At 40.0% G+C, this 12,084-nt stretch carries 9 protein-coding genes; 4 read left to right on the top strand and 5 right to left on the bottom strand.

Going from position 1 to position 12,084, the window contains the following annotated elements:
• Nucleotides 1–328: 328 nt before the first annotated feature.
• The 3 genes from QZ735_RS12310 (at nucleotide 329) to QZ735_RS12300 (ending at nucleotide 6,475) form a co-directional block, all read left to right on the top strand.
• On the top strand, nucleotides 329–1,363 hold the full coding sequence (locus QZ735_RS12310) for a LuxR family transcriptional regulator (protein ID WP_294248835.1): 1,035 nt from the start codon (nucleotides 329–331) through the stop codon (nucleotides 1,361–1,363).
• Between the two features lie 561 nt (nucleotides 1,364–1,924).
• The gene (locus QZ735_RS12305) at nucleotides 1,925–3,217 is read left to right on the top strand and encodes a hypothetical protein (RefSeq protein ID WP_294248833.1); all 1,293 of its coding nucleotides are present in this window, start codon (nucleotides 1,925–1,927) and stop codon (nucleotides 3,215–3,217) included.
• A gap of 921 nt (nucleotides 3,218–4,138) precedes the next feature.
• Nucleotides 4,139–6,475 carry a hypothetical protein gene (locus QZ735_RS12300; RefSeq protein WP_294248831.1) on the top strand — a complete coding sequence of 779 codons (2,337 nt, stop codon included), beginning with the start codon at nucleotides 4,139–4,141 and terminating at the stop codon, nucleotides 6,473–6,475.
• A 418-nt stretch (nucleotides 6,476–6,893) separates the two neighbouring features.
• On the opposite strand, the gene QZ735_RS12295 is transcribed toward QZ735_RS12300, so the two are convergent.
• The 5 genes from QZ735_RS12295 to QZ735_RS12275 all read right to left on the bottom strand — a co-directional run bounded on the left by QZ735_RS12295 (nucleotide 6,894) and on the right by QZ735_RS12275 (nucleotide 11,619).
• Nucleotides 6,894–7,448, bottom strand: a complete 555-nt coding sequence (locus tag QZ735_RS12295) for an SMI1/KNR4 family protein (RefSeq protein WP_294248828.1) — start codon at nucleotides 7,446–7,448, stop codon at nucleotides 6,894–6,896.
• A gap of 667 nt (nucleotides 7,449–8,115) precedes the next feature.
• Nucleotides 8,116–8,931, bottom strand: coding sequence for a GLPGLI family protein (locus QZ735_RS12290; RefSeq protein ID WP_294248826.1), 816 nt, complete (start codon nucleotides 8,929–8,931; stop codon nucleotides 8,116–8,118).
• Between the two features lie 196 nt (nucleotides 8,932–9,127).
• Nucleotides 9,128–9,877, bottom strand: coding sequence for a hypothetical protein (locus tag QZ735_RS12285; protein WP_294248822.1), 750 nt, complete (start codon nucleotides 9,875–9,877; stop codon nucleotides 9,128–9,130).
• A gap of 43 nt (nucleotides 9,878–9,920) precedes the next feature.
• Nucleotides 9,921–11,039 carry a nitronate monooxygenase gene (locus QZ735_RS12280; RefSeq protein WP_294248819.1) on the bottom strand — a complete coding sequence of 373 codons (1,119 nt, stop codon included), beginning with the start codon at nucleotides 11,037–11,039 and terminating at the stop codon, nucleotides 9,921–9,923.
• Nucleotides 11,040–11,265: 226 nt separating this feature from the next.
• Complete coding sequence (locus QZ735_RS12275; RefSeq protein WP_294248815.1) at nucleotides 11,266–11,619, bottom strand: helix-turn-helix domain-containing protein; 354 nt, start codon at nucleotides 11,617–11,619, stop codon at nucleotides 11,266–11,268.
• Between the two features lie 109 nt (nucleotides 11,620–11,728).
• Between QZ735_RS12275 and QZ735_RS12270 the strand changes: the two genes are divergently transcribed.
• A complete protein-coding gene (locus QZ735_RS12270; protein ID WP_294248812.1) occupies nucleotides 11,729–12,073 on the top strand; it encodes an EthD domain-containing protein in 345 nt (114 codons plus the stop codon).
• Nucleotides 12,074–12,084 lie beyond the last annotated feature (11 nt).

Raw genomic sequence — 12,084 nt, 5'->3', positions numbered from 1 at the left:
GAAAGATGTTATATTCCGGGATCTTTCGGATTTCAGGAGAATTCAACTCTTATTGTTTTGCATGATAATTAAGATTCTGATATGATTTGATATTAAAATAATTTTAGTTTCTATTTTATTCACAATATATGACTTCATAATTGCTATTTTTGCTGAAAAATCAATAATGAATGTCCGTTTATTCATAATTTTATCAGTTTATTGTCAATTATTATATTGTCAACAGTCTTCGCCTGGTACATTATCTGATAGAATTTATCATTATAACAATAATTTTCAATATAAAAAATCACAGGACACGCTTCTCAAATTAATTGAAAACGAGCAGTTGTCTCCTGGTGACCAAGTAGAAATCAACATTTTACTTTCTCTTACCTATAAACGGCTTCAGGATTATGTTTCAGTTAAATATTATCTTTCAAGGGCCGATGCCATTTCCCGGGAAAATAAGCTTACCGAACTTTATAATGAAATAAATGCTCAGTATGCTTTTGCTTATTTCGATACACAGGATTATGACAAGTCTGCCACGATCATGCAACAGATCTCAAAGGAAAACTATAAAAACCTTTCTGAGGATGATAAGGCGAAAATCATGATGCAACAGGGATATATTTATTACAGACAAAAAGATTTCAGACAAAGCCAGAATTATTATCAACAAGCATCATCATTGATGCAGAAAAACAGCAATTGTGATCTGCCCATTGTATATGGAAAACAGATACAGCTTTATTTTTCTCTGAATGATTCAGAGAAAGCCCATCAGTATTATCAGCTGGGAATAGATAAGGCTAAAGAATGCAGAATACTCAAGTACGAAATTTACCTTGCTGAAGTCATGATGAACTTCTATAAAGAAAAGAATGATGCAGAAAATACACTTAAGTTCACCACCCTGTTTGACTCTTTAAACAAACTCTATAAGCCTTCAGAGAACCTTCAGCTGTTGCATTTGAATCGTGATCTTAAAGCGCAGGAAACTGAGCAGAAAATCAAAAAATCGAATACGGTCATTATCATCATGTATTCATTGGCTATTTTAATCCTTTGCATTGTCATCTATTTCATAGTACGATATGCGTTGGCGACAAAAAAAAACAACTCAATGTATTTAGATAAGATCGATTCGATGAAGCAAATACTGATCAATAATCAATCTGAAAAAAACCGTGACATCGAGCTGAAAAAAAAGTTGAGTCCCAAGCAGCTGCGGATGCTGGAACTGATGAAAGAGGGAAAAAGCAATAAAGAAATAGGATGCGAATTTAATATTACTGAAAGTACGGTTAAATATCATATTAAAAGCATATATGAAATTCTCAATATCAGGACCAGGAAGGACCTGAAAGACATCAATTGAGTTTTACAAATTTAGACATATCATTTTCAGGCAGTTATTAAATACATTCTGTCAGATTCAGTTTTCATTTATAAAGGATAGTTCCAAGACTATCCTTTTTTCGTACCGGTATGATCTGCCAACTATCCTTTTTTCGTACGTATAAACCCGTTGATTTTGAAATTTATTGGGTTGTTTTGCAAGAGAATTAAAAGAAAATTCAGTGCTGATTTTTAAAGTAAAATTTTGGAAAGCTGTCAGGATTTGTTTTCAGAACGGCATTCCGTTTAAGATTCAGGATATAAAATCCATAATGGAAACAATACGGTAATCAGGTGTTTCCGGACAGATAAGAAAACCCGATACCTTATTATCCTGTTTGCCAGGTACCCTTATGGAATCCAGCATGATCTGTATCATAAAATGATTCTGAAAACAGATGCGAGCAGATGAGTCAGACCTTTCTTACGGCAGGGCCAGGAGCTGATAACTATGCAAAAAATGCCTGTTTTATCCTGCCTGAAAAGAAGTAAAAGTAATTCTTTCCCCTCTTTAAATTAAAGCATTATTAATATAAAGTATATGAAAAAGCGTTTCTTTTTTTTAAAAAAGTATTTCACGGCTTCAGCCATCCTGTTACTCTGCCAGCATATGATGGCACAGACCGGAAATGTTGGAATTAATACAACATCTCCCACTTCCACTCTTCACGTTAAAAGTAAAGGCAGCACATCGGCAACTCAGAACTTTAAGCTTGAAAATTCAGACGGGACCAATCTGTTTACCGTTAATGATGACGGCAGCGTTTCCGGATCGGCAGTTTCAAATCTGGGAGGCAGCGGCAGTGGATCGAATGGTAAAAATGCACTCGTAAAAACCACTGCTGAAACGGCGGGATCCAATTGTGCAAATGGCGGAATTAAGGTGGAATCCGGCCTGGATAATAATAGTAACGGAACATTGGACATCCCTGAAATTACGGATACCCGATATATCTGTAACGGAAATAACGGTCAGGGACTTTCCAATGGTACTACAGGAGGCCAGGTTTATCTTACTGGTTCTTCCTCTCCCTATTCTCCACAAAATCCACAGACCCTTACAGGGGATATTACGGTAACCAGTAACGCCGTTTCCACCATTGCAAATAATGCGGTTACGACAAATAAAATGAATGACCTGGCAGTTACAACCGGGAAATTGGCAAATGCTTCGGTTACCACAGCAAAAATATCGGCTACCGGAACAGCAAGTGCAACAACTTATCTCCGGGGAGACGGGAGCTGGGCTGCACCTTCTTCCGGAACCACTTTGCCGGATCAAACGGGAAACAGCGGAAAATTCCTGACGACCGACGGAAGCAATCTTTCCTGGGCCGGCGCACCTTCTTCCGGAGGCGCAAAACTTGATCTTGTCGTTAAAAAAACCGCTGCAACACAGTCATTGGTTGTTTCTACCAGTGCAACGCCTGATACGGTAATTTATGACAATATTGTTACGGCACCTTCTTTAGGAACCTACAGCACTGCTACCAATACCTATAAAGCAGGTTCTGCAGGATTGTATTTTATACAGACGCGGAATTCTATGGTAGACAATAGTGCCAACGCCAATAATACGCTCGGAGCTTATAACTATCTGGAGGTGAACGGATCTTCTTACGGATCCATGGTGAATATATATCCCACCTACGTTTCTAACGGAAGTTTAAGAACTACGACCAATGCCGCTATAAAATCTTCTACACAGTATGTATTTATGGTATACTTAAATATAAATGATACCATTAAAATAAAGGCTACCAGTCTAAACAGTGCGAATACACAGATACTGAATAATGATGATGGTACACAGTTGATGATTGTTAAATTATAGGAAAAAAAATAAACTAATAAATTAAAGATGACAAAAAATATTGATAATATAAAGAAATTTATTTCTGCAGATGAATTCAAAGACCTTTCAGAAGTAAGTCTAACAGTTGATTCTTATATCCTGGAAAATAATAACAGTTGTTATAAAAAAGCCTTTGAAGAACTCACTGTCCATTATAATACATCTTCAGAATCAGTTTTTAAAGAAAAAACTGGGATTAAAAGGAATGCATTTTTAAAGCTTAAGAATAAAATAGAAGGTTATGACGATTTAATGTTAGAAATTGAATCAGTTTTTCCCACAGATAAAGAGAATTTAACTTTATCCAATGCAAATTTGGAATTATACAAGGCTGTCCTGATATTTAAGAATACTATCTACAACTTACTGATAGTCTATTATTCTGTGCAAAATAATGATGATGATGATGATGATGATGATTACCAATTTGATGATCAGAGTTGGATAGGTGAAATAAGGAAAAAAATAATCGCTAATGATGCATTTAAATTAATAGATAGATTTTCTATAAAACTCAGGAACAGTAATGATCTAAAACAAAAAGTTGAGGAGTATAAGGCAGAAATAGATTCAGGTATAAAAGCTTTCACAAATTTCTTAAAAAATAATAATGGAGCATTTATTAACGATCATAAAGATTGTCCGGTATCCATTTTATTCGATGAGAAAAAAGAAGTAAAGGTAGATGGTAATACTCCGAACTGGCTTGCTAGTGTAAGAGGACATAAAACCCATACAGCTGCTACAAATACTTATTATTCGAAAAGGCATCCTGTAATTATTATTAAGACAATTAATAATACAACTATTCTTGGAGGAGAAAATCCAAAAGACGGGATTGAAGATCGGCATCTTTATCATATTCCATATTTTAAGTATAAAGCTGAATATGAGCAAGTATTGGCTGAAGCAAATAAGGAAAAGATTCCCATTATAGACTATTTTTATAAGCATGACAAATTTCAGTCTATTCATCACAATCTGTTAAGTGACGAAGAAAAAGCTCCGGTTCCTGCTATAGAGCAGATATATGACAAGCTTTCTGAGGTATTCGGCGGTACCAATCCACAGCAGGTATTCAGCATGCTGATGCCGGGAAGCAGCCTGAATATTGATGATTTCCGGTACAATACCAATGAGATCAAACCCACCGCTGTAAAGGAGGCCGAATCGAGACTGGCCAATCAGATGTTTGATATAGCAAAAGTTTTGGCCGGAAGCAACGGGCAAAAGGTTTCAGCACAATATATGCAGGCCCTGAGTGTTCTGGTTCCTGTCTTCAGTCCATTGTTGCCACAGGTAAAAAGCATCCTGAGGGAATACATCAACAGGCCGGCGCCGGAAGCTACTGTTGACGGGCAACCCTTTAAAGGAACCCTGCAGGACTACTATTTTATCATGTATGACAAATGGCTGGAAGAAAAAGCGAAATGGCAGAGCGATTGTGACAGGATGAAGCATGAGTTTTTCAGACAGGATGCCTCCACGGCGAAAGAAAATTATCTGGACTGGTTTGAAACCAACGGTGAAATCCGGATGGCCAAGATCAATGCCCTGTTCGGAAAAATTCTTAGTGTTTATTCTCCGTCAGACATGGATGCGATCCTGGGCGCCCTTACCTCCGGACCGGGCGGAGAAATTGAAGAAGCCCTCAATCTGGTCAACAACGTACGGTTGATGTCTGCTTCAGGAAACTATGTATACCCCGTAGATTTCTCACCGTCGAACTGGTCACAATACCTGCAAAGCGATATAAATCCTGTGAACCTTCTGAAAGACCCGGAGTATATTCTGCAGTCTCTGAACGCCAAGAAGCAGGCGCTGAAGTCATGCCTGGCTCAGTTGGTCAATTTAGCGGGCAAAGCTTCTAGCAGCGAGTCTGTTACCAGTGCCAGAAAAGAATTTCTGGAGCAGAATGCCGATTATGAAAAGGCATTTACCGCACTGCAGAACCAATATACCGATAATACTTTACTGGCAGTACAGATGTACCTGGAAAAACGTAAACTAAAGAGCACGCCGGCACGTGAAGCAACTGACAGTGATTTAGCTGAACTTAATGAGGAGGCACAGAAAGCGAGTACCGTCAAACGCGAAGGTAACGCAAAAGATACAGCATCAGTAAAAGCGCAGAAAAAAGAAAGCGGCAATTGGACAGATATTACCATAGCAGATATTGCAAAAATTGGAAATGCTTTAAAAGACATCAATGAGAAACAAAACGCCCTGACCGCAATTGGCAGAAAGGTAGCTGACAGTGCCCGCTCAATAACTGCATTAGAAGCTTCGCTCAACGCAGACCTCTCTTTCTTCCAGGCCAGATTAGAATCGCTGGCAGAAGACGTAAGCAAGGAAGAGCAGAATTTTCTTATTTCTTTATCTACAACCAAAGAACAGATTATATTAAATACAGATGCCAATGCCGCACCTGTGGCAAAATCAGAACCCAATCCGGATAAGGCTGATCCCTTTATGACATTCCAGTTTTCGTTTGTTAAAAGTCAGATTGCAACGAAGTCTGATACCAGTTCTTCCGCATCGGATTCAAAAATGAATGTTAATTTCTTTTTCGGGGGATATTCCAATACTTCTTCTGCATCATCAGCAACCGTGAAGAATGACAGCCTGGAAGATCATACAGAAATAAGAATTGGTTTTAAAGCTGCCAAAGTTGATATCAACAGGGAATGGCTGAATCCGGGAATTTTTAAAGCAACCGATATCATGAGCCGGATGACGAAACAACAGATTTCCAAAGGTGCTATGGCTTTTGCTGCTGACAATAAACCGGACTGGAGTAAAGCCGGTGATATAAACAGCTGCTTATTCCCTGCGTTTCCTACAGCATTTATTGTGGCTAAAGATGTGATCATAGAATTTTCGGTAAGTCAGTCTATGACTAAAGCAGTCCATGAAATTACGGATCAGAAGTCATCGGGCGGCGGCGGATTTTTCTGTTTCAGCGCAGCAAAATCGACTTCCAATAGAAGCGACGTATCATCCATGAATACTGAATCTCAGGGCACAAATTTCAGGATATCAATTCCTTCTCCGCAGATCTTGGCCTGGTATCAGCAGCTGGTGCCGGAGGATAAGAGCAAAATCATGGATATTAAAGCACCTCATAACAGTGGAATTGATCAGGACCTCAATATTGTCCAGTTTGTCAAAGCGATGCGCGATTATAAAAAAGAAAGCAATGAAATAATAGTCAATACCAAATTTAGATCATTATGAGTGTGTTGGCGACATCATCAGCATACATCTTATTCCCGGATTTATGATTTCTATATATCAAAGGGTTCACACCATTATCCCGGGTCTTGTAATGAGACCGGGATGGTGAACTCTTAAAACCATCAGGGCGCAGAAAAGGATCGTGTTCCTGCATGGCTTATTTTAACGCTTGAATAACCCTATAAAAGCTTCATACCGGTAGCTGAAATCAATAGTATATTTTTACTTTGGTATTATTCTAAAAAAAAAGCGATAAAATACTTCTCATTTTATCGCTTTTAAAAGGTATCGTTTCTGAAATTTACTGGTTATGGCTTGATAATATGGCAGATTTATAATAGGAAAATTCAATAAAATAACTGCTGCTGAAGCTTACCCGGATATCTTTATAAGTGCCCCAGTCATCTGTTAACCGGTATCAGCTGAGTTTCTTCCTTTCTTCTTCGTCCAGTTTTATCATCAGGTCGTAAAAATCCTGATATTGATCCCGGAATTCATCTTCCCTTTCATGGTCCCACAATACTACCGGATAGTTCCTGTCCGCCTGGTTTCTGCTGGTATCGAAACACAGCAGGCCCCAATCGCTCCAGTTGGCAAACGGAATGTATCCTTTGCCGATAAGCAACTCCCTTGGATAACCATTAAAAATCATTTCTGAAAGACTTGCCCGCCATGTGTTTACTGGATGTTCGCAAAAAGAAACTTCAGCAATCTGAAGTTCATAGAAGTGCCTGTGCTTCAGAAAAGTTTTGTAATCATCCGGGAATGGATGTCCGGTTCTGTTTTCTATTTCCTCAATTTCAGAATCTTTTACTTTACCGGTAACAGGAATCCAGGTCCGCCATTCATCCTCTTTGTCCTGATCCGGATCAGCCATTTCAGGCTCAACGTCACCCGGCATGCTGTTAAGTTCAAGATCAACCCACTTTTTTAAATAGGTATCGATTATATTTTTTATTGTCTGTTCTTTCATTGTCATGTAGTGTTGTTTAAACCATAAGCATCCTTCCGGATTTATATACGGCGTCCATCTGATTTGTATACCTTTCACAGCTGACTGTGATGCTCATATAAAAATTATGTTCATCATTTTCTGAGATTTAATTTTATTTATAAGCGTTTCGTGACTCTATGAAGGAAACTTACAAAAGTTTAGGGCGACTCGTTGTCCTGGCAAATGTATGCAATCTAAGGATCTCAATCCTGCTTCCGGCAGATGTTTTATCGGCAGTTTATCTTACGGTTCAATCCTACCGGATTATTTTCCGGTACACTGGTATTCTGTATTGCTCCGGTCTTTATCTAAATGTCCTTTGCATTCCCCTGACATGCGTAAAAGTTACCGTTTTCCCGCTTCTGCACTGACATGATGAATATCTTTAAAATATGGCTTACTGAATGATATTCAATAAATTAATACTGACAGACAAAATGGTTTATCTGTCTGCCAATACCAATTATTTCATCCATGCAGGTACTGCCTGCGTAAAGACATCCGGATCACAAAAAATTTACCTTACACTATGTGCAGTAAGCCGTGTCTGTTTTTTTGAGAAATACCAACTGTTTTTGCAATGCTTCCCGCCCAGATCCCGGTCTTTTTTACCAATGGAAAAGTTGACGTAACTTGAATGGGAAACTTATTTCAATAAATTGAGCTCAATCAGATTATTTTCGTGAGCCAGTTTTGTCATAATCTGCTGATTGATATCCCTGATCACTTCGGCTGAGGTACGCATGGTTCCGTCAGCATTTTGCTGGTCAGGGATTTGCCCTACCAGATCTGCAGTCGGATTGGCACGGTAATTTTTATATTTCTTAACGAACTGATCATAATTCAATTCTATGATCCTGTACTGACCCAGATCGGGATAGATAAATTCACCCTGATTGTTGCGGATTCCTTTCAGTTCCCAGCTATGGCTTTTCGTTGAATCTTCAATCTTTAAAATCAAGCCGGGTAAACCTCTGAATTTATAAGGGCCGTCCTGAATGGGAATTTCTTTGGTGAACCACGCTGTCCACTGCCTGCCGCCAAACCGGGCCGTTGCTTTCTGGACGTCATAATTCAGGATTTTCGAAAATTCCCCGGTGAGCTCCCACTTCAATTCTACCTCCTGCTTAATTTTGTATTTGTGCCAGACCAGAAAGGTGGTATGCGTAAGTTGACGGGAGCCGGGATATTTGGTCACCCATTCATTCACCGATTCAACATTAGCCGGCATGGAGACGATGCCTTTCTTAAAATCTGCAACCTGGGCGGAATCCGAGGCATATCTTACGGCACTGTAATATTCAGACCTGTCTTTCAGGACATTCAGGATCATTACTTCTGATCTGATGTCCGCTGTATTCATAGAATCAGGAATGAATTTATATTCGTATAGAAATTGTTTGTTTTGCCCGAAAGTCAGGAATGAAATAAAGAATAAAAGGATAATCTGCGTAGTCTTCATTGTTATCAGGTTTGAAACGTAAATATAGCATTTTATTTCCTTAGTTTGCCCTGAAATGCTGAATGCTCTCCCCTGCTTATATCCGGGAGGAAGCAGCAGGCCTGCCGAATCGTCGTTTTGCAGGATTACTTTCCTATAATATATTGCCGGACTTGCCGGAGGCGGGATTGTCAGCAAAAGGTTTAAAACAGTATCCTTATCTGAATTCAATGATTTCAGAATAATATATTCTCCATTTACGTTCGGCATCCACTTTATCCATCGATTGTAAGATCCGTTCCAAATCAAACGTGCTATGGTTCCTTTCATCCTGTAACAATTCAGTGATGGCCGTTACGGCAAACTTCTTATCTTTTTCTTTTTGGGATAACAGGTACCAGAACCATCCGATGATATCACCGCCTATATTATCTTTATAGCCTGAAATGTAAGGATACCGTTCAAAATAAAGGTCAATATAACATTCGGAAAATTTTTCTTTGTTCACATGGAGCACTGGTTTTCTGCATTCCGCAAGATGGTGCCGGATCATGACAATCAATTCGCCTCCCTCATTATAAAACTCTGTTGTATGAGGAATCATACGCTTTCTGAAATTCCCGTTCTTGTAATAGAAATCAGAATTCTTACGTATCATATTTCCATCCATGTCATATTCAAGGCTATCCTTTTTTCCAACCGGCCACTCTGATTTGACGGCGCCGTTGACATGCCAGCTTTTAAAGCTTACATAATCTCCGTTCTCAAAATAACTTTCTTCGGCCAGTTGGCCGTCATCATAATATTCTATAGATTTTCCATGAGCATTGCCATTTTTAAATTGGGTGAGTGTATTTCCATCCACTAACGTCCCGGTAAAAGGTTCTCCTTTATAATACATACAAGTGTAATAATCCTGAAGGTTGACTTCAAAATCAGTTTCGTTATATTCTATATTTTCCTGCATGCTTATTGAATTTTCAGGGTTTTAATTGGTCATGATGATGTTTTTACCGTTTATTTTCCGATACCCTATGATGAGCCAGTGATCTGTTGTAATTCTCCGTGCTTTCAATAAGATCCGTGATGATACTTCCTGCCGAGGCCCTGCTGTAGGATGATTCTGACTGCCCTGTCCAGATGCTTACCAGCTCAGGATCCTGCCGGAGTCTTGCAGCGGCGCGGAGCGGCCCGGTGATTTTGTTCTGGTAAGGATAAGGCAATATGCAGGTACTGTTGTCCAGGGCATCGGTAAAGGCGTTTTTCAGGCCTCTTGCATAACGTCCTGAAAAGCTTTTCGTAAGCACAATATCTTTTTCGGACGCGTTTCTCAATCTGTCTTTCTCAAATTCATGCAGCGCGCTTTCAGCTGAGGCCAGCAGGAGGCTTCCGACCTGAAATCCCTGTGCTCCCAATAACCCGGCTGCCAGGAGGGTTTTGGCATCATAAATGCCTCCGGCATATAGTAACGGGACCTTCACCTGATCATATACCCGGGACAGCAGCGAGATGCCGCCGATCTCCGGGATGGTATCACCCAAGAAGCTGCCTCTGTGGCCGCCTGCCTCGTAACCCTGCACACAGATAACATCGATTCCGGCTTTTTCCAGTACAATGGCTTCCTCAACAGAAGTAGCCGTTCCTATGAGTACCGTTCCGTTTTTCTTCAACCGCTCAATGCTTGCCTGATCGGGAAGACCGAAAGTAAAACTGACCAATTTCGGTTTTTCAGCAATGATGGCATCCAGCTGGTCATGATAATCAACCAGTTCAATATCTTCGTAATCCGGATAGTCCACGTCCAGCTGATGCTTATGAGAGAATGCGGTAAGAAATTCTTTGGTCCGGAGGTATTGCAGTCTCAGCCCTTCCGTTTTTTTCGGTAAGGGGTGGAGGAAAAGATTTACGGCAAATGGCTTACCGGTTAATTCTTTGGTTGCCCGGATCAGCTCCGCGCATGTTCCGGCAGGCAGATCGCCGAGAGCCAGCGAACCCAATGCTCCTGCGTTGGCTGCCGCAGCCACCATTTGAGGCGTTGTGACCCCCAACATCGGGGCCTGAACCACAGGATAGGTTACATCCAGTATCCCGGCCAGGTCATTTTTCCATATTTCATACTGATGATGCATATGTTTATCGTTTCTAAATTATCCTTTTTAATAACCGGTAACATGGATGATTCCTGTTACCAGGGTAAGCATTTTGATACTGATTCTTTCTGTTTAAGCATGCGCCTGTTTTACATGCAATGTACAAAAAAACAGATGTATCAACAGATTTCTGTACGATTTCAAACATTGGCCATCAAAATACCACTTGCCTGTTTCAACGGCAATACATGGTATTTGCATGAATTCATTCCTGTTTTCCGGCAAGCGCTGCCTCCAAAACGGCCCTGTTATTTTCGCCCCACTTTTCCAGGCTCATGATCAAAGGCAACAGGCTCCTGCCAAGAGAAGTCAGCTGATATTCGACTCTGGGAATTTTCGTATCGTATGAACATTTTGTGATGAACCCATCCTGCAGCAGCTCATCCAGCTGCCTGTTCATCACCCTTCTGTCTGCAGCTATCTTCTTTTGCAGTGCCCCGGGCCTTACGATGCCTTCCGAAATATAAAAAAGCATCATCAGTTTCCATTTTCCGCTCAGGAATTCTTTAAACAGGTGCAGTCCGCATTCGGTTCTGAGCGGGATTTTCTTTTTGTACATACATCTGGTTTATGATAAAATACCACCGCACAAATTTGTGCGTAATTGACTTGGATTAACCGATGCAATAATTTTGCATCAAATTAATAGATAAACAAACAAACAAACAATGATCAAATTTACGTTTTTAGTACAGAAACTGCCCGGTATGAGCCTTGAAGAATTCATAGATTATCATAAGAACATCCATGCCCCTTTATTCTGTTCCATTCCCGAGACCGAACGTTACGTCAGAAAATATGTGGTGAATCACCCTATCGTTGCAGAAGGTTTTCCCAGGCCGCTGTATGATGCCGTTGTGGAAATTTCATTTGACTCTTTTGAGGATTTCCATACCTTCTTCAGTTCAGAAAACTATCTGACAAAAGTTCATCCCGATGAGCCCAATTTCTTTGACACGGTAAATTATGTGGCCATGGCCAACAGGGAAACCATCGTTAAAGCAGATGCATAACTGATGACTTA

Origin of the sequence: uncultured Chryseobacterium sp. (assembly GCF_913776365.1) — a bacterium.
Taxonomy (GTDB): domain Bacteria; phylum Bacteroidota; class Bacteroidia; order Flavobacteriales; family Weeksellaceae; genus Chryseobacterium.
This window is presented reverse-complemented; position numbering and strand designations above follow the sequence as displayed.

Excerpts from the sequence above, each read along its gene's own strand:
- QZ735_RS12275 (WP_294248815.1), bottom strand. The coding sequence starts at position 11,619 with ATGTACAAAAAGAAAATCCCGCTCAGAACCGAATGCGGACTGCACCTG.
- QZ735_RS12285 (WP_294248822.1), bottom strand. The coding sequence starts at position 9,877 with ATGCAGGAAAATATAGAATATAACGAAACTGATTTTGAAGTCAACCTT.
- QZ735_RS12290 (WP_294248826.1), bottom strand. The coding sequence starts at position 8,931 with ATGAAGACTACGCAGATTATCCTTTTATTCTTTATTTCATTCCTGACT.
- QZ735_RS12295 (WP_294248828.1), bottom strand. The coding sequence starts at position 7,448 with ATGAAAGAACAGACAATAAAAAATATAATCGATACCTATTTAAAAAAG.
- QZ735_RS12270 (WP_294248812.1), top strand. The coding sequence starts at position 11,729 with ATGATCAAATTTACGTTTTTAGTACAGAAACTGCCCGGTATGAGCCTT.
- QZ735_RS12280 (WP_294248819.1), bottom strand. The coding sequence starts at position 11,039 with ATGCATCATCAGTATGAAATATGGAAAAATGACCTGGCCGGGATACTG.
- QZ735_RS12305 (WP_294248833.1), top strand. The coding sequence starts at position 1,925 with ATGAAAAAGCGTTTCTTTTTTTTAAAAAAGTATTTCACGGCTTCAGCC.